A 24,313-nucleotide genomic window follows, 5' to 3' on the forward strand; every position below is an offset into this window, starting at 1 on the left:
TGTAGGTTGGCTTCTTGCTGCATCATCTCTAAATGCTGCATCACCTGACGGATATGATGTAAAATGCGCTCACCCGCAGGTGTTAGCACAGCACCATGACGACCTCTAGCAAATAAGGGTACACCTAATTCTTCTTCTAAAGTAGCGATCGCATGACTAACAGCCGGTTGGGTTAGTTGTAATTCTAAAGCTGCTTCACTAAAATTACCGCGCTCCGCTACTGCAATAACGGCGCGAAGTTGAGAAATTTTCATGGGCAATTATATGTTTCAATGTATACTGAACTTTGCTTAAATTTATATATATTTAGTAATAATCAAGACTAATCTTATGCAAGATGATTTCAGATGTCTACAATCTAAAGATAGATAAACACTTATACCAATGCAAAATTTAGTCATTGGTCATTAGTCATTGGTCATTGGTCATTAGTCATTGGTCATTGGTCATTAGTCATTGGTCATTAGTCATTGGTCATTAGTCATTGGTCATTAGTTATTAGTTTTTCTTCTCTGCTCCCCTGCTCCCCTGCTCCCCTGCTCCCCCTCTGTTTTGTAAATCCCTCTCAGGATTCATGAAAAACCACATAAAGGTAATGCACATTTAGCTTACATTGTTTTAACTCGTAAGCGATGAAAACAGATTACCTGATTGTAGGTAGTGGCTTGTCAGCTTTGGTCTTTGGTTCTTTAATGGCAAAAGCTGGTAAAAAAGTTCAAGTTTTAGAGTCCCATGAGCATCCAGGGGGCTTTGGACATACGTTTACGATGGCAAAAAAATATAAGTTTAATGCTCAACTGCATTATGTTTGGGATTGTGGCGAAGGATACACTGTCAATCGAGTTCTGAAAAAATTGAACTTGGATAAACAAGTCACCTTTGAGCGATACGAACCTGATGGTTTCGACCACATGAGAATGCCCGGTTACTCATTAGATATTCCCTCAGACTCGCAAGAATTAATCCGCCGTTTATCTCAACTTTTTCCCGAAAATAGCGAGCAGATTCGGCAATTTATTCTGGAAGTTAAACAGACAAGTGAAGGCTTAAAAATACTATCTCCCCCAATCATTCCTAGGGAAGTATTTAAACATCTTGGTCAAGTATCATCTGCTGTTAAGTATTTGCATAGTACACTTCAGGATGTTTTTGATAAATTCCAATTACCTCAAGCAGCCCAAACGCTTTTAGCATTGCAATGGCCAGACTTTTTACTACCGCCTGATCAACTTTCTTTTTACGCTTGGGTGATTTTATTCACTAACTATCAAAACGGTGCTTTTTATCCGACACATCATTTTGATCATGTGATTAATTCTCTAGTTAAAGTTATTGAAGAAAATGGCGGCGATGTTCTTCTTAATTTGGAGGTTACTGATTTTATCCTCAGCAATAAAACTGTAACAGGAGTCAAAGCAGTTAATAGAATCAATCATCAAAAATATGAATTTACTGCCAACACTATTATTTGCAATATAGACCCTCAAAAAGCTGCCCAGATGATTGGATTAGAAAACTTTTCTAAAAAAATACGTAAAAAGCTAAATTATGATTATTCTCCTTCTAACTTTATGGCTTACTGCGTTGTGAAGGATATTGATTTGCGTGATTATGGATTTGGTAAATGGAATACTTTTCATACTGGACATCGTAATTTAAATGAAGCATTTTATCAAATGTATGAAAAGCATGATTATTCTAATCCCAGTTTTGCCATTACTACACCTACATTATTGACAAATTCTGAACGTGACTGTCCAGAGGGTTATCAAATTATCGAATTTTTGACAGTTGCTAATTATGATTATTTTAAACAGTTGCGAGAAACTAATAAAAAGGATTACCGACGTAAAAAACAAGAAATTCTCAATTACATTCTAGATGTAGTAGAAAAAAACTATATTCCTGATTTGAGAAAACATTTAGTTTTTAAAATTACTGGTAGCCCAACCACTAATGAGCGATTTTGTTGGTGTCCTCAAGGTAATTCTTATGGTTCTAATCTGACACCGAAAAATATGGGAATTGGTAGATTAAATCACGAAACATCTTTAAATAACTTTTATTTTTGTAATGCTTCGTCTGGATACCCAGGTTTTGCGCCTACGTTTTGGACTGGGGCTATTCTTTATCAAAGATTATCGGGAGATGTGATTTTATCCAAGGGTTGATAAAAGCTCGATAAAAACTTGATTTGTCAAAACATCCCCTTATTGTGGTGGTGCAATATGAAAATCGCGATTATTGGCGGTGGAGCGAGTGGTATTGTAACAGCTTACCTACTTGATAAACAAGGTCATCATGTCACGATTTTTGAAAAACAACCTATTTTGGGCGGACATATTCGGACATTAAATAAAAATGTTAAACCTAATCAATCTGACTGTGAGCAAATTTTAGAAGGTGGTGTACTGGAATTTCCCTTAAATTTTCACCACTTTTTAAAATTAATGCAAGAGTTAGAGGTAGAATTAGAACCCGTTGATATTGGTTCAGGAATATTTTTAAAAGATGGTAATCACGTTCTTTCATCTGTGATGATTCAAAACAACTTTACAGGTATACAGCGTGTAATTGAATCTCTGAAGCTAAATACTCTGTATACTGGTGCTGCTGGGTTATGGTTAAAAACGCATTTTACCCAAATGCAGCAATTATATAATCAGCCAATTTGTCAATTTTTAACTAGACAGTGTATACGTAACGATTGGCTGAAATTATTGCTAATGTATAGCTATTCAATGGACTTTAATTTAATAGATAACTTTCCTGCTGAGATGGCTATTCCTACATTAAGAGATTATATTTTTGTGAAGTGGGTGAGGATTAAAGGAGGTGTGTATACTTATATTGAAAAAATTATTGAACGTTTCCGAGGTGAAATTTTTCTCAATGTGGAAGTAGCAGAGATTTTTAGACAAGCTAATTCTGTAAAAATAGTATTGTCAGATGGTGTAAAGTATCTTTTTGACAAAGTTGTTTTTGCAACGCCACCTGACCAAGTTATTAAGTTATTATCGCCTCCGACTGAAGAAGAAGTTAAGCGATTTTCAGGATGGCAGAAAAACCATGCAAAAACTATCATTCACACAGATAATTCAATGTATGGTAGTCGGGGAATTAAACAACCTGCGGAATTTGATTTTTTCCCTACTCATAAAGGATGGGGATATAATGCTTATCTCAACCAACTTTGTGGAGTGTCATCTTCTGTTAAATACAGTCTGGCTTTTAATCTAGATGATTTGATTGCTCAAGACAAAATTATTCACATTCAAAATCATCATACTCCCCTATATACGGTTGAATCTTTCAGGTACAGAAACGAAATTATTATGACTAATGGTGAGAATAATACTTATCATGCAGGGGCTTATTTAGGAGATGGTTTACATGAAGGGGCTATCACTTCTGCGTTTAGGGTTGCCCAATTAATCGGATGAGGGAAGAATTGCAGGGGGCAATTTTCAGTTAATTAGACACAGTGTAGAGACGTTGCATGCAACGTCTCTACAAGGTTTTGAAAGGGTTTTGCAACTCTAATTGCTGGCTCTGCCACAAGGTGATAAGTTTAGTGCATTGTGGTAGCAATATCTACATCGTCGGTTTTGAGTTGACCATCTTCCATATAGATAATTCGGTCAGCAATATCTAAAATGCGGTTGTCGTGGGTGACAAGCAAAATTGTACAGCCTTGTTCTTTGGCTAGTTTCTGCATTAGTTCTACAACGTCGCGTCCAGATTTTTTATCGAGTGCGGCTGTGGGTTCGTCTGCTAAGACAATTTTAGGATGGCTGACTAAAGCACGGGCGATCGCAACTCGTTGTTTCTGCCCACCAGATAAATTTTCTGGGTAGTAATTTACATGATCCCCTAATCCTACTGTCTCTAACATGGCGATCGCCTTGGCGTTGATATCATCATTTAAATACTGATCATGCAATTCCAGTGACATTCGCACGTTTTCTTTAGCTGTTAAAAATGTCATCAAGTTATGCGCCTGGAAAATATAACCTATCTGGCGACGCAATTTAGTTAACTGCTGTTTACTAGCTCCGCAGATTTCCTGGCCTAATATTTTTAAACTCCCTTCTTGCGCCGAACGCAAGCCACCCATGAGAGTTAACAGCGTTGTTTTCCCTGAGCCGGAAGGGCCTGTCATAATCACAATTTCCCCGGCTTGAATCTCTAAATTAATGTCAAATAAGACTTGTTTACGTAACCCACCTGACCCAAAATAATGATTGAGGTTCTGCACAGCAATCACAGGTTCTGAAGTTGAAAATGTCAATTCCGAATTAACTGGTATAAATTCTTGCAGCATTGTTTAATGGGGGATTGGAAGACAGAAAAGCTAATAACTAATGACTAATGACTAATAACTAATGACTAAAAGCTAAAACACGTCGGCTGGGTCAGCAGAACGTAGTTTTCGCATGGCGATCGCACCCGAAACACTACACATTATAATGGTAAGAATAAAGACATTGATTGCCCGGTCTAATTTCATGGCAATGGGTAACATGGTGGCAGCGTAGGTGACTTGATATAATCCAAAGGAAAAAATGAAGGCGGGAAGATATCCAAAGAAGGCTAATAATAATGCTTCTTGTAATAGGGCTATGAGTAAATAACCGTCTGTGTAACCCATTGCTTTGAGGGTGGCGTATTCTGGCAAATGGTCAGACACATCAGAGTAAAGAATTTGGTATACAATCACAATGCCGACAATAAACCCTACTCCCGTACCCAAGCCGAAAATAAAACCGATACCTGTACCGTTAGCCCAGTATTCTTTTTCCGTTTGGGCAAAGCCTTCTGGTGTCAAGACTCTCACATCATTGGGTAAACCTGCGGCTAGTTGCGATCGCACTTTTTCTACATCTGCACCCGGTTTTAAAGTAATTAACCCTACTTCGATTCTGTCTGCTTTACGTTCTGGAAATAGTCTTAAAAACGTAGAATCACTAACGATAACATTACCATCAGCCGCAAAGGATGCACCGTTACTAAATACGCCTTTAACATTAACGGCTATATTATTCAGTTCTGTGGGAAATTTACCTGTTTTTTGAAATATATCACCAACCGCACCGTATTCAGGACGACCTGCTTGATCAAATAACACCTGATTTAATTGTTTAATCCCATCCTGGTTTCTTTTCACTTCGGGAAACTTAAATACAGATGTCGTTGGATCAATACCCCAAACTAAGATAGCTCTATCCTGTCGGGTTTCAGGATTACGCCATTGTCCAGTACCAATATACAATGAACTGACTGACTGCACGCCTTCATAACCTAGTGTTTGATAAAGTCGCTCTCTCGAAAAACTTTTCACTGAAAATAATGTTTGAAATTGCGGATTAATTAGCACCAAATCCGCTTGTAAATTCCGATGGGGTTGTATAGCAGCATCAAACAGCGCACTTTCAAATCCCAACTGAATAAACATCAGCATATCCGCAAAGGTAATACCTGCCACCGCTACCGCTAGGCGTGTTTTTTCTTTCATTAATTGCCGCCATGCTAGCGGCGTTTTCCGCAAAATTTTAGATAACATAATTGGGGATTGGGTATTGGGTATTGGGTATTGGGTATTGGGAAATAATTCTCTCTTCTGTTCCCTACTCCCTATTCCCTATTTCTTATAATTCAATTGCTGTTTGCACTTGCAAGTTAGTTAAACCTGCAACTTTTTTGCTGTCTTCAGGAGTCAGGCGAATTTTAACTTCTATTACTCGGCTGTCGAGGTTTTCTCCTGGTTGGTTGCTAAATACGTTTTGGCGGTTGACTTGCAAGCCAATATGAGACACTTTACCACGCAGTTCTCCCGCAAAGGCTTGTCCGGTAATTGTGGCGGTTTGTCCTAGTTTGACTTTGCTGATGTCGCTTTGATAAACTTCTGCTATCGCAATCATTTGCTCGGTTTCGGCTAAGTCTGCAATGCCATCATCACTGATTTTTTCGCCGACTCTTGTATGAATTTTGAGAATTTGTCCCGCTATTGGTGCTTTGATGTAAGCTGCTTCTAGGTCTGCTTCTGCACGTTTGAGTGAGGCGATCGCTTCCTCAACTTCTGCTTGCGCTGCTTGCACATCTACAGGACGCACTTCTGCAATACTGGTGAGTGTGGCTTTCGCTTCCCTGACTTGCTTTGTACTGGTGGCGTTTATCCGGTTGAGTGCAACTTTCGCTTCTGCTAGTTGTTTGCTGGCGGTGGCGTTTATCCGGTTAAGTATAGCTTTGGCTTCGTCTAATTGCTCTTTGGCGGTTTCTACACTCAAGCGTTTACCATCAAAGGCAGAGCTAGAAATCGCCCCTTCTGCATACAATTGTTGATAACGTTTGTATTCTGCTTCGGCGTTTTTTAATTCTGCTTCTAGCTTTCTAATCGTGGCGGTTTGGGCGATTCTGTCTCCTTGCCATTGTGCCTCAATCCGAGCAATGGTTTCTCTTTGTTCTGTAATATCTCCTTGCGATTGAGCCTGTAAGCGTTCTACACTGGCTTGCTGTGCTAAAATATCGCCGCTTTTAGCTCCAGCTTTCACTTGATTGAGTTTAGCTTGGGCAACTCTCACCTGTTTTTGGGCTTGCAGTACAGCCGTTTTCAAACGGGCTTCGGAATCTAAAATGGCGATGACTTCAAAAGCCTTGACAGTATCACCTTCTTTGACAAGGATTTTAGCCACGCGATCGCCATCTAAAGCTAAGGGTGCAGATAGTTTAATTACTTCTGTTTCCGGTTCTAATCTACCTAAAGCTGTAACTTTCGGTGCGCTAGCTTCCGCTTGGACATTAGTATCTGATGCCGCAGTTTTGCCAATGTACCCAAACTGAGAAACTACATAAAAAATAATTCCACCAGTCACAGCCGTAGCTGCCATTACTAATGCAATTAACCCTTGATTGGCTCCTTTAAATAACACTTTTTGACTCATATTCCCCTCTATAAACATTATTTTTTTGTATTTCTATCCCTCTGTGCTAAATAACTTTTCAACACCAAGACACAGAGTATTTTTTATGATGCCCAGCAAATCACCCAACTGATCAAAAGCCCCTAACCTCTAACCTCTAGCCTCTGCCCTAAATAAGCCGTGATCATTTTGCCCAGCAATGTACATTGCTCAACAAAATCAATCGTTTCATTACACCACAGCTTTTCTAAAATTAAGCCATTCACCAAGCTCAATACAAAGGTAGCTAAGGCTGTATCTTGTACACCTAATAACTCACAAACTGCTTGCTGATAATTTCTATTTGCACGCTTGAATACATGATTATTGCGTAATTCATCTATGTCTTGATGCTGACAAAAATCAACCCAAACATAAGTCCACTTAATAAAGTAATCTTGGTTTTTGACTAAATATCTGCCCAAGGCTGTCATCGCCGCTTCTACAGTTTTTGCACCGCCCATCTCCGCTAAGGCTGCACTCACATCTCGCTGGCTAATTTCTTCTACTAATTGCTCAAACAATGCCTGTTTACTAGGAAAGTAATGATATAACGTTCCTGTGGAAACGCTTAAGCCTTGAGCAATTTCCCTCATGGTGATTGAACCATAGCTTTTAGAGGCAAATAAATCAAAACACTTACCGAGCAGTTCTTTGCGGTATTGCTCATGATCGACAACTTTGGGCATAATGTCTTTTTTATATCGAACGCTCGTTATTTTTAGTAAAACTCAGTTTGAGATGTTCGTCAAGAACTTATAAGCAAAATGAATCAAGGTTAAGCTTTTAGCCGATATTGTCCTGATTTATCGCTTTCTCTCTGAGCGATCGCTGAAAAATTAAATTTTTGTAAATTTACAAATTCACATTTCTTAATGTAATATTTAGTATTGGCTTTGTCAACATAGATACTCAGCCTCTATGTTGTAGTGTGCGTAAAAATTTTTAATTACACTTGCATAAAGCCGCAAACCCTAGCAGATGAATAGTAGAGAAACATAACCAGATGATTCATGTATAGTTAATCACCTATAAAACGTAATTTTAATTACTTTCACAATTTTTTCATCTGTGCAGACTGAACAGAAAAATTTGTGACAATTTTGATACAAATTTGTTAAGAATAGTTACAGCACCCGTAACACAAGGAAATTTTCTTATGGTAGATGCACTTGACAACAACCCACCGCACCAAGTCGTGATTGTTGGAGGTGGTTTTGGTGGACTTTATGCGGCAAAAGCACTTGCTAAAGCGAAGGTAGAAGTTACCCTAATTGACAAACGTAACTTTCACCTATTTCAGCCACTTCTTTACCAAGTCGCCACCGGAACGCTATCACCAGCCGATATTTCCTCGCCTTTGCGTGCCGTATTGAGCAAGAGCAAGAATACAAAAGTATTGTTAGGAGAAGTGAACGATATCGACCCAGAAGCGCAACAAGTGGTCATGGGAGATGAGAAAATTCCTTACGATACTTTAATTGTGGCCACTGGTGCGAAGCATTCGTATTTTGGTAAAGATAATTGGGAAGAATACGCGCCGGGGTTGAAGACTGTAGAAGATGCGATTGAAATGCGTCGGCGAATTTTTACAGCCTTTGAAGCGGCAGAGAAGGAAAAAGATCCAGCCAAACGGCGAGCTTGGTTGACTTTCTTGATTGTGGGTGGTGGCCCTACCGGGGTAGAATTAGCGGGTGCGATCGCTGAATTAGCATACCAAACCCTGAAACAAGATTTCCGCAACATCGACACCAAAGAAGCGCAAGTTATTCTCCTAGAAGGATTAGATCGAGTGTTGCCACCTTTCGCGCCAGAATTATCACAAGTAGCGCAAGCATCCTTACAAGATTTAGGTGTGGATGTCAAGACCAAAACTTTGGTAACGAATATTGAAAATGATATTGTTACCTTTAAACAAGGCGATGAAGTTAAAGAAATTGCCTCTAAGACTGTATTATGGGCTGCGGGTGTGCAAGCTTCCCCAATGGGTAAAGTATTAGCACAACGCACAGGTGCAGAATGCGATCGCGCCGGACGAGTTATTGTAGAACCAGACTTAAGTATTAAGGGACATAACAATATTTTCGTAGTTGGGGATTTAGCTCACTTCTCGCACCAAAACGGTAAACCCCTTCCTGGCGTTGCACCAGTCGCCAAACAAGAAGGTGAATATGTCGCCACATTAATTCAAAAACGCCAACAAGGTCAAACTTTGCCAGCATTCAAATACACCGATTACGGTAGTTTAGCAATGATTGGGCAGAATGCAGCCGTTGTAGACTTAGGCTTTATCAAGTTGAAAGGCTTCTTTGCGTGGTTATTCTGGCTAGTAATTCATATCTACTTCCTCATTGAGTTTGACAATAAGTTAGTAGTTACGATTCAGTGGGCATGGAATTATTTGACTCGTAATCGTGGAGCGAGATTAATTACAGGGCAAGAAGCTGCTGCGGGAGTCAAAACTGTTAACAATAGCAGTCATTACCAGCCCAAAGAAAATAGGCTGACAGTCAACGTCTAGAATTTTGGCTATGTAGCTAGTATTAGCTGAAAATTTGCTGAAAATTTGTGGAATAGGTATTTTGCTTCATCGAGGTAAAATGCTGATTCCACTATTTTTTTTGTGGGCAGCTTTCGGAGCAGAGGGAGCAGAGGAGCAGGGGGAGCAGGGGGAGCAGGGGAGAAAAACTAATAACTAATGACTAATGACTAATGACTAATGACTAATAACTAATAACTAAATAGTATCTCAAATGACAATTGTGAATTTTGTCAAGTGTTCATCATAAACGGCAACTTGTATCACGAGTTTGTTACACATTTATTAAGAATAGTTACACTCCTCTTAACACAAGGAAATATTAGTTATGGTAGCTTCACTTAAGAAGAATCCACCACATCAGGTTGTCATCGTTGGTGGTGGCTTTGGTGGATTGTATGCAGCAAAGGCACTTGCTCAAGCGAATGTGAATGTTACTCTCATTGATAAACGTAACTTTCATTTATTTCAGCCGCTTTTATATCAAGTTGCTACAGGTATGCTATCCCCTGCTGATATTTCCGCACCATTGCGTTCCATACTCAGCAAAAGCAAGAATACAAAAGTGTTGTTGGGAGAAGTAAAAGATATTGATCCAACTACCCAACAAGTTATTTTAGGTGATAGAGTAGTACCTTATGATACATTAATCGTTGCCACAGGCGCGAAGCATTCCTATTTTGGTAAAGATAGCTGGAAAGATTTTGCTCCTGGTTTGAAAACTGTAGAAGATGCGATAGAAATACGTCGGCGGATATTTAGCGCATTTGAAGCAGCAGAAAAAGAAACTGATCCTGAAAAACGCCGTGCTTTGTTAACTTTTGTAGTGGTGGGCGGTGGCCCTACCGGGGTAGAATTAGCGGGTGCGATCGCCGAGTTAGCATACAAAACTCTCAAAGAAGACTTCCGCGACATCGACACTTCCGAGACTAGAATTTTACTATTGCAAGGGGGCGATCGCGTCCTCCCAGCTTTAGCACCAGAGTTATCGCAAGCAGCAGCAGCATCTCTGGAAAAATTAGGTGTAATTATCCAAACTAACACCAGAGTAACCAATATTGACAACGATATCGTTACCCTCAAACAAAACGATCAATTCAAAGAAATTGCTTCAAAAACTATATTGTGGGCAGCAGGTGTGCAAGCTTCCCCAATGGGTAAAGTATTAGCAGAACGTACTGGTGTAGAGTGCGATCGCTCCGGCAGAGTTATTGTAGAACCAGACTTAAGTATTAAGGGACATAACAATATTTTCGTAGTTGGGGATTTAGCTCACTTCTCCCACCAAAACGGTAAACCCCTTCCTGGTGTTGCACCAGTCGCCAAACAAGAAGGTGAATACGTTGCCGCATTAGTGAAACAACGTCTGCGTGGTAAAACTTTGCCCGAATTTAAATATACTGATTATGGCAACCTAGCCATGATTGGGCGAAATTTAGCCGTTGTAGACTTAGGCTTGGTCAAGTTGCAAGGCTTCATTGCTTGGTTATTCTGGCTATTCATTCACATCTACTTCCTGATTGAGTTTAACCAAAAACTCCTAGTAATGATTCAATGGGCGTGGAACTACGTCACCCGCAAACGTGGCGCGAGATTGATTACTGGTAAAGAATCTTTGGCGTTGGCACAAGTTGAAAATACTAATGGTAAAAGTCAGTATACAACAGCCAACAATAGACAAACAGTCAATGCTTAGTTTTCTGCTCATAATTTCCTTGTTGGGGTGTACAGTCGTACACCCTTTCTTCTTTGTGTGTATTAATTTCGTAAACTTACAGTTTTTTGCAAAAAAAATTAATTTTTTGCCTAATATTTTAATAAAGACAATTTTTTAGTATAATATCAAGATAATTAAGCTATTATAGCTTCATTCTTCAATGCAAATAACCTATAGCGGTCGTTTGTGTAAGATTCAATTTTCTATCAATTAGCAAAGCTTTGATAAACAGGATTATTATTAACATGGAGTTATCTATACTAGCTCTACAAGCGGTAAATATTGCACTTTATGCAATTGACAAAGCTACTGGTGGCGTTTTGGAGAAAGCTGGAGCAGATGTTCTAGATTTCCTAAAAACTAGATTTAAAGATAGACTTCAGATTGAGAGTGCTAAACACCAACCAAAACTCTTAGAGGCTGCAATAGTAAGTGAAGCAGAGTCAGATAAGGAATTTAAAGAATATTTAGAAAGATTAGTTACTCAATATAACCAGTTACAAAATACCTCTAATATTTCTCAGAATACTGCATCAGGTGTTAACCTTAATGTTAACAACAACCCAGGGACGATTATAGGTCAACAAATAGGAAACCAATTTTTTCGTTAACCAGATTTACCTTGATCTTCAAAACTCAGATATAGAGCAGAATAGGAATTTATTTTATAAAATTTTAAACTACATTAAAGTAGTCATATTCTTGTTATGCTCTTTATTATTCTGGGTTATTTTTGGCTGGTTAGCTGACTATTCCTTTCCTTTTGCTCAAGCCTTAGAATTATTGCTGGCTTGTTTCAAAGGTACAGTTGCAGCACAAATTAACAGTTTACAGCTTCAATTACAAAGGACAGATATAGTTTCTCAGCTAGAAAATCACCAACAACTTAAAAAGCTCAATAATCTAGAATCTCAAGCATGGCTTTATCAAGGTGTTCTAGAGCGTCTTGTGGAAAATTCTTCTGCAAATCACGAAAAGATAGCAAGGACTCTGGAAGCCTTAGAATATAAGAGAAGTGAAATTTTACAAGAATTAGAGCCTCGCAAACCACAGCGATACCGTATTTTAGAAAAAATACAAGATTCTGCTCGTTATCTTTTAGCTAGTCAGGCTGAAAAGGATTATGAAAGACTTGAAATGATTGTAACTAACCTAGTTTTATTTACACGAAGCAGGCCGCCATCACAGTTCATCCTTTCTGAAGTAACGGGAAGATTAGCTTTAGAAATAGCACAATACGCTAATCAAATTAGTCCATATCGTCTTCGTCTTGCCTATAAAATCGACGATTTAATCAAAATTTTATCAACAAAAATAATTTTAACCTCCGATACGGACAGAACTGATAGCTCGTACCAAAAGCTGGTGAATGAATTACGCACTCAAATAAATTTATTATCTGAGCAATTTAACAGCTTACTTAGAAGCAAGCAAAAAGATTCTAACGAGTTAAATAAGCGTATTCATGAGATTTATAATCTTACTAATAATATTTCTGATTTGCAGAATACACTATCAGATAAAGATGCTCATATAGTTGCTATAAAAAAGAATAACTTAGAGCTAGTAGAGTTAGTTCAAAGAAACCAGGCTCAAATATACGAGTTGCAAAATTTAATCAGTAGATTACAAAGTGATATTGATAATTCAGCAGCTATAAATCAAAAAGACAAATATCAAATAAATTACCTGCAAAATCAATTATATCAACTAAATAAACAAAAAGAAGAGTTGAGTAAAATAATTCAAGATATTTCTACCAAGCTGAAAACAAAAGAATCTGAAATTGAAACTTTGCAGCAGGAAAAGAATAGTTTAAATTACCAAGCAGCAAGACTGCAAAAACAATACCAAGTATTATCTCAAGATTATCAACAACAAAAAAATGAAATATCTAAATTAAAGGAGCAAATAAAAAAATCTACAAAAATTAAGGTTTTACGTCCTGATGTTTCAATAGATAAAACAGCACAACAGCCTATTAGAGAAACTAGGAAAAGAATTTCTCCAGAAGAATACCATAGAATAATTAATAAGTCTGATTATGAGTATGTTAGACCTTATCAGAGGAAAGATGGCACCCCAGTCAGTGGCTACTATAGAAGACGCAAAAACAGGTAAACTTTATGATGATTTATGGTAAACATCGTAAGTAATTATATCTGGATGAATCTTGGTTACTAAAACGGCGACACCTTTAATGCACTACGTGCCAACCTATTACCCTTCTGAATCTTCACTACTTTGTTCTACAGCATCCCAAACCGCATCAGTAGTTAGCCATTTTCCAGCTTGGATGCTTTGACGTGATTGATTCAAAATAGATTGTTACCGAGACGATCACGTTACTAATATCTTTTCTCCATCCTCATATTAAAATTTAATAACCGACGTATGGTGGAGTCAATATCTATGTCTCTTCAAGAACTCAAACAGCAAGCGCGTCAACTGCCTGTAAGTGACCGCCTAGAACTGATCAATGATATCATTGAATCATTACAAGCTCCTCCAAATCCACATCCTGACCGAACACGCATTATCCAGCAGATGAAAGGTTTATTGAAAACTAATCAGCCAGCACCGACTGACGAAGAAGTAGAAGCCATGCTAGAAGAACGTCGGGTGGAGAAGTATCTTTAGTGAGAGTGTTGATTGATACCAATATCGTTTTAGATTATTTGCTAGAGCGAGAGCCTTTTTTCCAGGATGCAGAAGCTTTGTTTAACAAAATTGGTTCTGGTCAAGTTATCGGATACGTTAGTGCTACAACAGTGACTGATATTTTCTATATTGCCCGTAGACAAACACGCAACGTTGAACTGGCTAGACAAGCTATATCAACTACACTAACTGTAATGGTGATTTGCTCAGTTAATCAAGCTATATTAGAAGCAGCTTTGTCATCCGGCTTGAGTGACTTTGAAGATGCAGTACAAATTGCTTGTGCAGTAGCTCTAAGATTAGACGCGATCGCTACTCGTGATCAACAGGGCTTTTTGGGTTCACCAGTACCTGTGTTATCAGTGCGTCAGCTATTGCAGCAGTTGGGTTAGGTTGTCGATTTTGTGTCATCATCACAGAAAATGAGATGTAGGGACTCAATAATAAACTGATGACAGCCATTGCTTCTACTCTTGCATCTATCGTTGGCGCAGAAAATACCGTACACCCACAAGACAATGCTCATATTTTACAGCCGATTGGCACAAAACCCGCCAGTTGTCTTGTCTATCCCCAAACTCAAGCAGAATTAGCCGCAGTTATCGCCACGGCTTATAGTCATAACTGGCGTGTGCTTCCCTGCGGTAGTGGCAGTAAACTTAATTGGGGTGGTTTACCTCAAGATATTGATGTAGTCGTCAGTACAGAACGCATCAATCAATTAATTGAACACGCTGTAGGTGATTTGACTATCACTGTGGAAGCGGGTATGAAATTTTCCCATCTTCAACAGATTTTGGCACAATCACGGCAATTTCTGGCTCTAGACCCCTCAAAACCAGATTTAGCCACCATTGGCGGTATTGTCGCCACTGCTGATACTAATTCCCTCCGACAACGTTATGGTAGTGTGCGCGATCAACTTTTAGGTATCACCTTTATCCGTGCTGATGGTGAAATTGCCAAAGCTGGCGGCAGGGTAGTTAAAAACGTGGCTGGCTATGATTTGATGAAGTTGTTTACCGGGTCTTATGGTACATTAGGCATGATTAGCCAAGTCACTTTTCGGGTGTATCCCCAACAGGAAGCATCGGGAACTGTGGTGTTAACTGGTGACGCTGAGGCGATATCTCAAGCAGCTAATACTTTACGCGGTTCGGCTTTGACACCCACTCAAGCTGATTTATTATCTAGACAATTAGTATCTAGCTTAGGTTTGGGTGCAGGTTTGGGATTAATTGCACGTTTCCAAAGTATTAACGAAAGTGTTAAAGAACAATCTCATCGAGTTTTAGAATTAGGAGAAACGTTAGGATTAACAACAGCAGTCTATTCTGGTGCAGATGAAGATTATCTATGGCAGAGATTGCCAGAACAAATACATCATCCTGTCACAGAGTCGGCGATTACCTGCAAAATAGGAATATTACCAACTGCTGCTGTGGAGGTGTTGAAAGTAGTGGAAATTGGACTGGTGCATCTCAGCAGTGGTTTGGGTGTTGTGCAGGTTGATGATAAAAATCAGGTTTTAAAAGTGCGATCGCTTTGTCAATCTCATCACGGTTTCTTAACGGTAATGACAGCACCTGTGGCGGTGAAACGACAAATAGATGTGTGGGGATACACAGGTAATGCTTTAACATTAATGCGCCGCCTTAAACAACAGTTTGATAGCAAAAATATTTTAAGTCCTGGTCGGTTTGTTGGTGGGATTTAAACAAGTAACCACAAAGACACAGAGAGGGGAAGAATAAAAATGCAAGTTTCCAATAATTCTACTAATAATACTGCCAGTTTGAAAAATTTAACCGGGTTTGATCCAAATCATCCCCCAGATCCGAAATTAATTGATAGTTGTGTACATTGTGGCTTTTGTCTTTCCACTTGTCCCAGTTATCGGGTAATAGGTAAAGAAATGGATTCCCCTAGAGGACGTATCTATTTAATGGATGCAATTAATGAAGGGGAAATTGCTTTAAATACCGCAACAGTTCAACATTTTGACTCTTGTTTAGGCTGTTTAGCTTGTGTATCAACTTGCCCTTCAGGTGTGCAGTATGATAAACTTATTTCAGCTACTCGTCACCAAGTTGAACGAAATTATAACCGCAGTTTTTCTGATAAATTAATCCGTCAACTGATATTTTCTTTATTCCCCAACCCGGATATTTTACGCATCTTACTAATTCCGTTGTTTGTTTATCAAAAGTCGGGGGTTTCTAAACTTGTACGTGCTACAGGTTTAATTAAAAAAATCTCGCCACGTTTGGCAGCAATGGAGTCAATTCTCCCAGAAATTACCATCAAATCTTTTCAAGATAATTTACCTACTGTCATCCCCGCACAGGGTAAAAAACGCTATCGTGTCGGGGTAATTTTGGGTTGTGTGCAACGCTTGTTTTTCTCCCCTGTCAATGAAGCTACGGTGAGAGTTCTCACGGCGAATGGTTGTGAAGTTGTTATCCCTAAATCTCAAGGTTGTTGTGCAGCATTACCTGAACACCAAGGACAAACAGAACAGGCAAAAGCTTTAGCTAGACAGATGATTGACAGCTTTGCTGATACTGGTGTAGATTATGTAATTATCAATGCGGCTGGTTGTGGTCATACGTTGAAAGAATACGGTCACATCTTAGCAGATGACCCAGAATATCGAGAGAAGGCTGAAGCTTTTGCGGCTAAAGTTAAAGATGCTCAGGAGTTTTTAGCTACGGTGGGGTTAACGGCGAAACTTTCACCTGTGACTGATAAACCTGTGAATTTAGTTTATCAAGACGCTTGTCATTTGTTGCATGGTCAGAAGATTAGTGTGCAACCACGACAGTTATTAAGACAAATTCCAGGGGTGAGTTTAAAAGAACCTTTAGATGCTGCTTTGTGTTGTGGTAGTGCGGGGGTTTATAATATGCTACAGCCAGAGGTGGCTGAAGAATTAGGTCGGCAAAAGGTACAGAATTTGCTGAATACTGGTGCTGAGTTGATTGCTTCTCCTAATCCTGGTTGTGCTTTGCAAATTACTAAGCATTTACAATTGCAAGGTAAGGTAGTTTCTGTAATGCACCCGATGGAGTTGTTGGATTATTCGATTCGGGGTTTGCGGTTGAAGAGGTAAATAGGTTGATATTAGCCCCCTGGTTGGAAAGCTTGGGGGTTTGATTTTTTAACGCAGAGGTTCGCAGAGTTCACGCGGAGGTTCGCAGAGGTTGAAGGTTTGTTTTGTGTTTGGTGTTTAAAATTGGGATGCTTTCTGTTAAGCCTAGGTAAATCTTCTAGATGGGGCGATTTTAGGCTGAAAAGATGATGATAAAGTAATTCTGATTATCAACTGGGTGAGTTGCCAGGAGGAATCTATAGTACACCGATTCAGGCGGGTAGTTTGCTTCTAGACAAGAGCAAGCGATCGCTTGAAGTGTATCAGGCTATAACGCTGTAGTCCGTTGGCAAAAACTCACTTCGTATTATAACACAATTAAAGATTATGCTGGGTGCGATCGCAGGTGACATCATTGGTTCAGTCTATGAAGGTAAAAGTATCAAATCGAAAAATTTCCCCCTGTTTGATAGGCAAAGCCGCTTTACTGATGACACAGTGTTAACAGTAGCGGTAGCAGATGTGATTCTGCACACAGAGCCATTGCCCGCAAGTGGTAAGTTCATTGACCAATTTAAGTGGTACTATAGTTGCTATTTGTATGCTGGGTATGGGCGCAACTTTAGCAATTGGGCTAAATCTCACAGTCGTCAACCATACAATAGTTTTGGCAATGGTGCAGCTATGCGTGTTAGTCCCATCGGTTTTGCTTTCGATGATTTAGAGACTGTGTTAACATTAGCCCAACGCAGTGCAGAAGTGACTCATAATCATCCTGAAGGGATAAAAGGCGCGCAAGCTACCGCTACCGCCATTTTTCTGGCACGTACAGGTTATGATAAGGCAAAAATTCAGTCCTACATTCAGAATACCTTTGGTTATGACCTGGAACGCTCTCTAGACGACATTCGACCAACATATCAATATAATGCTACCTGTCAGGGTTCTGTTCCTCAAGCAATTATCGCTTTTTTAGAATCAACTAACTTTGAGGATGCCATTCGTAATGCTGTCTCTCTGGGTGGTGATAGTGACACTATTGCTTGTATTGCTGGGGGTATAGCTCAAGCATATTATGGCAGTGTCCCCAAGGCGATCGCTGATCATACTTTATCTCATCTGGATGAGCATCTATGCACAATCACCGAAAAGTTTATGTATAGGTATTGTGCTTGAACTCTCCTGGCTTTGAAAAACCAGGATTCCCAACTGATATTGCTACGTGAGCTAAAGCTACACTAGGCAATATCTGCTGATGCCATTGGAGAATTTGATGCAGCAGGATACCATCTACAAAGCCACCCAACTCTAAACCTCAAAAAATCCCACCAGTAATCAATGGTAGACGTTCACGCAAAACCGAACTACTAGCTGTCATTTTCCACCGTTGATTAACCCTACAGACAGTTTCCTCATCAAGATAAAATTATTCTGTTAGTAATATCTTCTGTCTGAAGATCAGTAGTAGTTCTCAATCCTCAGTGGATCGCTGACTACTGACATTTACAGGCATTATGGAAATTGAGATATAATATAACAGAGAAATTTCACATGACCATTTACTTTTATAAACTTTGGCAGCCTTACGGTTGTTTTTCTAATTTTTCCCCCCATCACATTGAAATTCAGGGTACTTACTGGTCAACGGTAGAGCATTACTATCAAGCACAAAAGTTTGTCGGTAGCGCAGATGCTATGATCATACCCCTAATCCGGGCAGCTAAAACCCCAGAAGAAGCTGCGGCTTTGGGACGTTGTAGCAGTCGCCGACTGCGCGCAGATTGGGATTTAGTCAAAATTCCAGTTATGCAAACTGCTGTATGGCAAAAGTTTATGACTCATCCTGATATCAAAGAAATTCTTTTGAGTACCGGGGATGAGGTTTTAGTAGAGAATTCACCTACTGATTATTTTTGGGGTTGTGGTGCAGAGCAAACCGGACAAAACCATCTCGGTAAAATCCTCATGGGTGTACGTGAAGATATCCGCAAGTTACAGGAACTGACAGTATTTTCCTGTGAGTGTCAGGAAAATAAAGGCTAAGGTTAGTTGTTAATTTTCTAATTGTCCCTGGATATAGATGACTCATATCAATTGGTTAATCACCAAAACAGCTAACAGACAACAGTAAATTTGTTACCTGTTCCCTGTTCCCTACCTGAAGGCTGATAAGTTTGATTGCTGATGCAGTGGGATTGAACTCTCCTGGCTTTGAAAAACCAGGATTCTGAACTGATATTGCTACGCCTGCTATAAGCAGACTACGCAATGTTTGTTCTGCCCCAAAGGGGCTTTGACTGGCTCAAACAGTCCTACCCGCCTCGACCAATTGCTTGGCTGTACGGTTACTTTTGGTCAACTTATGATGCTTTTTGTTATGGGTTTTTCACCAACATCATCAGTAAAAATTTACCAGAAGTCTCGTCTTAAAACAACAGGTTTTAACCTGTTGAGTCGTGTTACCCCTGCGGGGAAGCAAGCTACATCCCCTCTCTAAAGAGTAGGGGTTTTCACACTCCCACTATGTTTTGATAGGGAGTATGAAATATTTCCAGGTACTTCCAAGTCAAAAATCTCCCATCATTTAACAGTTAACAGTGAACTGTCAGCAACTTTCAGCAGGATAATTTATTTTTTTGGAGTTCCCTAACATCTCACCTGCATAACTTTTTTATCTGCTTAGTGTACATAGTTAACCACAACTATTCACAGCATTTTTTAATTTGATGAAATCTATCTCAAGATTGATTTCAGCTTGATCAATACTGAGACAAAATACAAATTTGTTCAAGCTGGGAACTAGCCTAGAGGAGATTACATCAAAGATTGGTCAATTTTTTAGAACTGATAAGTCATAGCAATTCAAAATTCACAATTCAGGCAGTCAGATGTAATTTAGCTGTTGTGATTTGGATCAGTTGCTTGATTTGAGAAAATTGGTATAATGGCGAGCCTTATAACTTGATTTTTCTTTCATGCTGAAATATTTTCAAGTATCTAATTTAGATAATTTCACGGAATTCATATAAATAATGCAGCAGATAAAATTAAAAGAATTCTTAATAAATTTTAAAATTATCTGTGTAGTAATCAGGTCAAAGAAAAAATTTAAACTTGTTTAGGTGTGCTAGGTAATGACATTTACGGATAACTCAGGTAGTTTGCCACCAGCTTTCGAGCAAGACAGTTTATGGCATCGAATCACTAATCGGATGAGGCGATCGCTCGAACTTCCAGATATTTTAACAGCTACAGTTGCGGAAATCCGCAGCTTTTTAGCCACAGACCGAGTCATGGTGTATCGGTTTGATACGGATGGTAGTGGTGAAGTAATTGCAGAATCGATTCATCAACAGCGTCTACCATCGCTATTGGGTTTACGGTTTCCCGTCGATGATATCCCCGCCGAAGCCAGAGAAATGTTTCTCTTGGCGCGTCAACGCTCAATTGTGGATGTGGCGAGTGGACAAATTGGGCTATCCTCAGTACAATCACCTACCACAGCACAACCTTTATTAAATAACAATATCTACTATAGACAAGTAGACGCTTGTCATCTGCAATATTTACAAGCAATGGGTGTGAAGTCTTCGTTGGTAGTGCCGATTGTCTTGTGTGATTTGCCAGAACCATCAAGTCAGTCGGAATTATGGGGATTGTTGGTGTCACACCACAGTCAACCACGCACGATTTTAAAACGGGAACTGAAAATCGTTCAACAAGTCAGTGAGCAACTAGCGATCGCAATCACTCACAACAATCTCCTCACAGCAACTCGCGCCCAGCAACAACGCGAAGTGATTATTAACCAAGTCACAACCCTGCTGCATAAGCAATCTCACATCAAATTACTACCAGCTTTAGAAGTCACGATTAAAGCTTTAAATGGTATCAGTGGCAGACTGTATCTGCATAAAAGTCAAGAAATGTATACATGGGGTGAGCAGCCACAGATAACAGAAGCATCAGCAAGTAGTGTGATGGAAGAACATCCCGTATGGCGTAACTGGATGGCTGAATCGAAACCGGGTGAAGTTTGGGCAATTGCTGATATTTACAAAGAACCTCGGTTGCGGGTGTTAGCTTTTGCGTTTCAGTCTACTCGGATTCGGGGAATGTTGGTGATGCCCCTACATTATCGCCAAGAGTTGATCGGAGTGATCACGATTTTACGCCCGGAATTTGACACAGAAATTCTCTGGGCGGGAAAATGTGAGGAAAATCAACGACAACAGCTACCGCGACTTTCCTTTGAAGTGTGGCGCGAACAGAAAAAAGGACAAGCACCCCAATGGACTCAGGAAGATGTTTCTTTAGCGCAAGCTTTAGGATATGATTTTGCGATCGCCATTCAACAGCGACAAACTAACCAACAAATCCAAGCACTCAACGCTGACTTAGAACGTCAGGTAAAAGAACAAACCACCGAGTTAGAAAAATCCTACCTGATTACCAAGGTACTCAAGCAAGTCACCGAGCAGATGCGTAGTAGCTTGGATTTGGCAACTACTCTACAAACCATTGTCAGGGAAGTGCGCTCTTTATTAAATTCCGACAGAGTAGTGATTTACCAACTCTTGAGCGAGTCTGAGGGTGAGGTAGTTGTCGAAGAGCTAAATGGGAATTGGGTGTCAGTTTTAGGCTTAAAATTGCCTTTGGGATGCTTTCCTGATGAATACACCAGTCTTTACTTTCGAGGTAGAGTCAGAGCCATAGACAATGTAGCTACTGATTCTATCAGTGCTTGTCATCAAGAATTTTTACAGAGCTTACAAGTACAAGCTAACTTGATTGTACCCATTAAGATGAGTCAGCAACTCTGGGGTTTACTGATTGCTCACCAGTGCGATGCACCGAGACATTGGCAAGATGCGGAGATAGATTTGTTACAACAACTAGCAGATCAAGCAGCGATCGCCATTTATCAAGCACAACTATATGAACACAGTTGTCGCGCACAAGCAGAAGCCACCGCCAAAGCCACCCAATTAGAACAAGCTTTGCTACAACTGCAAGACACCCAAACCAAATTGATTCAAAATGAAAAAATGTCCAGCTTGGGACAGTTAGTAGCAGGGATAGCCCACGAAATTAACAACCCTGTCAACTTTATCTATGGTAATCTCAGCCACGCCAGCGAATATACTCAAGAATTATTGCAAATTTTAACACTTTATCAAAAATACCATCCTCAGCCCCACCGTGAAATTTCCCAAGCCTTAGAAGAATTAGACTTAGATTTTGTCATCGAAGACTTACCCAAAATTATCTCTTCTATGCAGGTAGGTGCAGATCGCATCCGTTCTTTAGTTTTGTCATTACGCAATTTCTCCCGTCTAGATGAAGCAGAAAATAAGTATGTTGACATCCATGAAGGTATCAATAACACTTTATTGATTTTGCAACATCGACTCAAAGCAAATGCTCATTTTGCTGGCATTGAAATTATGAAAAATTATGGCGAATTACCATTGATAGAATGCTATGCCGGACAGATGAATCAAGTATTTATGAATGTACTGGCTAATGCCATTGATGCCCTAGAGGAGCATTCAACACAAAACCAGTCTATTAAATCGCAAATTAACATTACTACCCAATTTGATCCAAATCAATCTCGGATTTTGATCCGCATTGCTGACAATGGCCCAGGAATGTCGCCGGAAGTGAAAAAGCGCATATTTGACCCATTTTTCACTACTAAGTCAGTAGGAAAAGGGACAGGATTAGGTTTAGCAATCAGCTACCAAATTGTGGTAGAAAAACACGGCGGAGTTTTAGAGTGTGTCTCAGAAATCGGTCAGGGTACAGAATTTTGGATTGAAATCCCTGTTAAACCCCTAGATAACGCCCATAACAGCAGCATAGCCAACAAACCTGCTCTGAAATCGTGAGACCATAGGCAACACATAGCTATAATTTTCAAAACTTCAAAATATATGAGCGTTTACTTGCAACTGATTATCTAAGTTTGAAATATTTTTTCTGGCTTAAACTTAGCTATATTCAGGCTTTGAGATAAATTGCCATTATGACAAAGTAAAGTTTATTTGCAAACACTACCATACTAATCTAGAAGTGCTAATCTATTAATTGAAGCCACAAGGCTTCCCTGGCAGATGTAACAGCTAGAGTGTAGTTAGTAAAAGAGGTAAAAAACGCTGTTTAATTTGATGTCTGTCTCGTCAACAACCGACAACACCCAACGCGAAAGTTGATATTTCCTCAAGTAGCCAAAAATGAGGGCAATGTAACTGTTTTTCATTCTGATTTCAGATAATGAAACTGATTATATCCCTGAGTAACATGAACAAGGAGAGGAAATCAAAACAACGAGTAGATGTTGGGTGTTGTTGTGTTATGTGTTCTACTCAAACTTAGGCAACTGCGACATTAGTCTGGTGCGCTAGAGGTTAAAAACTTTACAATTACTTTGCATAAGCCAACGTTTAGACTATAATATAAAGCTATTTTGCGCTTGATAACCTGTTACAAACGTTTAAATCCAGGGTTCAACCTGAAGTTTTCTCAGGGACTTCCAGATCAAAAAATATCTAAAATGTAGGGTGCGTCAGTAGGAGAAACCCTAGCCATACCAAGAAAATATTCATCCTGACGCACCCTACTAACTACTAAGACTAGGGTGCGTCAGTGGGAGAAACCCTAGCCATACCAAGAAAATATTTATCCTGACGCACCCTACTAACTACTACTAACTACTAACAGTCGATAGGGATAATTTATTTTGTGGTGTTCCCTAAACCCCTACCCTACGGGTTCGCGGTAGCGTTGCGTAGCAAAGGCTGCGCCAACGGCAGGGTACAGGGAGAAGAATGAGCCTGCGAAAAAAGGATACAAGCCCCTTAATTCTCGCTGTTCTTGAAGCTAAAGTACAGTTAAGTGCTATTGCGTTTTATTGACAAAGCTGAGATTATGTATTTGTTCAATAAGCGTCAAATAGTAGTATGTATAAAAATTTAATGTTTAATTAAGTAAATCAAATCTGTAAAACTAACCTAATCTGATACTATTGATACCTGAGAGGTGAAGACTGCCAGCAAGCTGGAAATTGTGGAATCACAATTTTCTTCATTAACTTTTGTGATTGGTCAGCTTACTTTGGTTGAAAGTCAAGCCCAAAGCTGCTGCGAGTATTTTCGGCAATGCCTGAAAATACCTGATGTTGTCTATTGTATTTACCTATCAAACCAGATGGATAAATAAACTGTCATATATCACAAGACATAGATTGCTTTATTCGACTTTAAATTTCAAATTTTCTGAATTTTCTGTCTGCTGATTCTTGCAGAATTTAATACGCACATAACAAAATTTTAACAATCAGT

General features: G+C 39.4%; 18 protein-coding genes and 1 pseudogene. 13 read left to right on the forward strand and 6 right to left on the reverse strand.

The window, feature by feature from the left end:
• Nucleotides 1–254, reverse strand: a 254-nt coding sequence (locus AACS98_RS17385) for a LysR family transcriptional regulator (protein WP_157087538.1), incomplete at its 3' end; no start/stop codon positions are given.
• A gap of 378 nt (nt 255–632) precedes the next feature.
• On the opposite strand from AACS98_RS17385, the gene AACS98_RS17390 reads away from it, so the two are divergent.
• Both AACS98_RS17390 and AACS98_RS17395 read left to right on the forward strand, forming a co-directional pair.
• Complete coding sequence (locus AACS98_RS17390; RefSeq protein WP_066382096.1) at nt 633–2,171, forward strand: phytoene desaturase family protein; 1,539 nt, start codon at nt 633–635, stop codon at nt 2,169–2,171.
• A gap of 57 nt (nt 2,172–2,228) precedes the next feature.
• On the forward strand, nt 2,229–3,443 hold the full coding sequence (locus AACS98_RS17395; RefSeq protein WP_066382097.1) for an FAD-dependent oxidoreductase: 1,215 nt from the start codon (nt 2,229–2,231) through the stop codon (nt 3,441–3,443).
• A 128-nt stretch (nt 3,444–3,571) separates the two neighbouring features.
• On the opposite strand, the gene AACS98_RS17400 is transcribed toward AACS98_RS17395, so the two are convergent.
• The 4 genes from AACS98_RS17400 to AACS98_RS17415 all read right to left on the reverse strand — a co-directional run bounded on the left by AACS98_RS17400 (nt 3,572) and on the right by AACS98_RS17415 (nt 7,648).
• Entirely contained in the window at nt 3,572–4,324 is a 753-nt protein-coding gene (locus AACS98_RS17400; RefSeq protein WP_066382098.1) for a DevA family ABC transporter ATP-binding protein, read from the reverse strand.
• 72 nt (nt 4,325–4,396) lie between these two features.
• Nucleotides 4,397–5,563 (reverse strand): ABC transporter permease DevC, encoded by a 1,167-nt coding sequence (devC, locus tag AACS98_RS17405; RefSeq protein ID WP_066382099.1) that lies wholly within the window; start codon nt 5,561–5,563, stop codon nt 4,397–4,399.
• Between the two features lie 85 nt (nt 5,564–5,648).
• Nucleotides 5,649–6,941, reverse strand: a complete 1,293-nt coding sequence (locus AACS98_RS17410) for an ABC exporter membrane fusion protein (protein ID WP_066382105.1) — start codon at nt 6,939–6,941, stop codon at nt 5,649–5,651.
• Nucleotides 6,942–7,063: 122 nt separating this feature from the next.
• Nucleotides 7,064–7,648, reverse strand: a complete 585-nt coding sequence (locus tag AACS98_RS17415; RefSeq protein ID WP_066382107.1) for a TetR/AcrR family transcriptional regulator — start codon at nt 7,646–7,648, stop codon at nt 7,064–7,066.
• Nucleotides 7,649–8,118: 470 nt separating this feature from the next.
• Between AACS98_RS17415 and AACS98_RS17420 the strand changes: the two genes are divergently transcribed.
• The 9 genes from AACS98_RS17420 (at nt 8,119) to AACS98_RS17460 (ending at nt 18,143) form a co-directional block, all read left to right on the forward strand.
• A complete protein-coding gene (locus AACS98_RS17420) occupies nt 8,119–9,480 on the forward strand; it encodes an NAD(P)/FAD-dependent oxidoreductase (protein ID WP_066382109.1) in 1,362 nt (453 codons plus the stop codon).
• Between the two features lie 346 nt (nt 9,481–9,826).
• On the forward strand, nt 9,827–11,194 hold the full coding sequence (locus tag AACS98_RS17425; RefSeq protein WP_066382113.1) for an NAD(P)/FAD-dependent oxidoreductase: 1,368 nt from the start codon (nt 9,827–9,829) through the stop codon (nt 11,192–11,194).
• Between the two features lie 266 nt (nt 11,195–11,460).
• Entirely contained in the window at nt 11,461–11,826 is a 366-nt protein-coding gene (locus AACS98_RS17430) for a hypothetical protein (RefSeq protein WP_066382115.1), read from the forward strand.
• Nucleotides 11,827–11,917: 91 nt separating this feature from the next.
• Nucleotides 11,918–13,336 (forward strand): hypothetical protein, encoded by a 1,419-nt coding sequence (locus AACS98_RS17435; protein WP_066382117.1) that lies wholly within the window; start codon nt 11,918–11,920, stop codon nt 13,334–13,336.
• Between the two features lie 291 nt (nt 13,337–13,627).
• Nucleotides 13,628–13,855, forward strand: coding sequence for a hypothetical protein (locus AACS98_RS17440; RefSeq protein WP_066382120.1), 228 nt, complete (start codon nt 13,628–13,630; stop codon nt 13,853–13,855).
• Nucleotides 13,855–14,268, forward strand: coding sequence for a PIN domain-containing protein (locus AACS98_RS17445; protein WP_066382122.1), 414 nt, complete (start codon nt 13,855–13,857; stop codon nt 14,266–14,268). The genes AACS98_RS17440 and AACS98_RS17445 overlap by 1 nt, the downstream gene beginning before the upstream one ends.
• A gap of 59 nt (nt 14,269–14,327) precedes the next feature.
• Nucleotides 14,328–15,593: an FAD-binding oxidoreductase gene (locus AACS98_RS17450; RefSeq protein WP_066382124.1), complete on the forward strand. Its 1,266-nt coding sequence runs from the start codon at nt 14,328–14,330 to the stop codon at nt 15,591–15,593.
• 39 nt (nt 15,594–15,632) lie between these two features.
• Entirely contained in the window at nt 15,633–16,988 is a 1,356-nt protein-coding gene (locus AACS98_RS17455; protein WP_066382126.1) for a (Fe-S)-binding protein, read from the forward strand.
• A gap of 366 nt (nt 16,989–17,354) precedes the next feature.
• Nucleotides 17,355–18,143 carry an ADP-ribosylglycohydrolase family protein gene (locus AACS98_RS17460; RefSeq protein WP_066382128.1) on the forward strand — a complete coding sequence of 263 codons (789 nt, stop codon included), beginning with the start codon at nt 17,355–17,357 and terminating at the stop codon, nt 18,141–18,143.
• A gap of 70 nt (nt 18,144–18,213) precedes the next feature.
• Here the strand turns inward: AACS98_RS17460 and AACS98_RS23645 are convergent.
• Nucleotides 18,214–18,345 (reverse strand): annotated as a pseudogene (locus AACS98_RS23645) (DUF2243 domain-containing protein); the annotation flags it as partial.
• Between the two features lie 173 nt (nt 18,346–18,518).
• On the opposite strand from AACS98_RS23645, the gene AACS98_RS17465 reads away from it, so the two are divergent.
• Nucleotides 18,519–19,010, forward strand: coding sequence for an NADAR family protein (locus AACS98_RS17465; protein ID WP_066382129.1), 492 nt, complete (start codon nt 18,519–18,521; stop codon nt 19,008–19,010).
• 1,091 nt (nt 19,011–20,101) lie between these two features.
• Nucleotides 20,102–22,861: a GAF domain-containing sensor histidine kinase gene (locus AACS98_RS17470; RefSeq protein WP_066382130.1), complete on the forward strand. Its 2,760-nt coding sequence runs from the start codon at nt 20,102–20,104 to the stop codon at nt 22,859–22,861.
• Nucleotides 22,862–24,313: the final 1,452 nt, after the last annotated feature.

Origin of the sequence: Anabaena sp. CA = ATCC 33047, from assembly GCF_963870205.1 — a bacterium.
Classification (GTDB): domain Bacteria; phylum Cyanobacteriota; class Cyanobacteriia; order Cyanobacteriales; family Nostocaceae; genus Trichormus.